General features: G+C 65.0%; 1 protein-coding gene. It reads right to left on the reverse strand.

Going from position 1 to position 1,240, the window contains the following annotated elements:
* Positions 1–673: integrase catalytic domain-containing protein (locus ACQREB_RS08795; protein ID WP_427767820.1), on the reverse strand; the 673-nt coding region annotated here is incomplete at its 3' end.
* Positions 674–1,240 lie beyond the last annotated feature (567 nt).

Here is a 1,240-nt window from a genome sequence, read left to right on the forward strand (position 1 = left end):
CGAGATCCGCGGACGCCCCGCACGCGCGCCGACACGTCGTGCGGACGACCTCCGCGAGAAGCACTCGAAGCTTCCGGTTCAGCTCCAGAAAGTGCGTTCCCGCGGATTCTTCCCGCAACACGGCGCGCGAGCTTTCGGGGAGCCCTTCGAACGCCTCAAGACGCGCCGCAGGCGTCGCCGCCTTCGCGTAGCGCGTGCGCGTCGTTCCCGTCAGCGGATCGCGCGTTTTCCGGAGCGCCTTGCGCGAGGGAATGAAGTGATTGTGCCGCAGCGAAGCCAGCGCGCACGCACGTTCAAGAGCCTCCCGGCACGAGAACTCGTCCAGGCGAAGTTCCCCGAAAAGCCCCCGCACGAGCGCGCCGTTTTTCTGCTCCACGTGCGCGTTGTCGTTTTTGTGGTACGGGCGGGAACGGTCCATCGAACAGCGCGGGAAAAGCGACTTCACCGCGCGGAAGACCTCCGAATTGATGAACTCCGAGCCGTTGTCCGAATGCAGCTCCACGGGAGCGAAGGGAAGCGAGGGAAGCAGGCGCCGAAGCGCCTCAGCGACGTTCTCGGAAGTCCTGTTCCACACGGGCAAGATCCGCGTGTAGCCGCTGTACACGTCCGTCACCGTCAGAATCCAGAAGAACTCCCCGCTCGTCGAGCCCCCGCCCAGCGCGACCGTGTCCACCCCAAGATGTCCCGGCTCCGGGCACCCCGACGCGCGAAGCGCCCGAACCGGGATCTCCTTGCGCAGATCCGCCAAAACTCCGGAACGGGGCCGACGGGGACGCTCCGTCTTCGAGGGGCGAAGCAGCCTGTCGATCGTCGCGGGACTTATCCGCTCAAGCCGCTCCCGCGTGCGCGCAGGAACCGTGACGCCCTCCCGGGCCAGGCTCTCCAAAATCGACGGAATCGCGCACGCGAGAAGCTTCCCGCAGAGAAAATCGCTCTCCCGCCAGATCCGCTTCAGCCACGCGACGTCCTCCCGCGTGTAGAGCGGCGGACGCCCCCGACGCTCCCCCGCGGAAGCCCCCGCAGTCAACGGCGCGTTCAGACGCCGTATCACGTATTTGACCGAGAACGCGCACGTGCGCGCGACCTCCTGGACTATCGCGTGCTTCTCGCCGCGGCTCAGAGCCCGCGCATAATCCCGGCTTTTCTCTCGGATGTATTCTCTCTTCGCTGTTTTGCTCATCTCAGACACCGTTTTCGCGCCCCTTCATTGGGTGCACTTTTTTATGAGGCATCAAAAAAA

This window comes from Candidatus Spyradosoma sp. SGI.093, from assembly GCF_050314555.1.
Lineage (GTDB): Bacteria > Verrucomicrobiota > Verrucomicrobiia > Opitutales > UBA953 > Spyradosoma.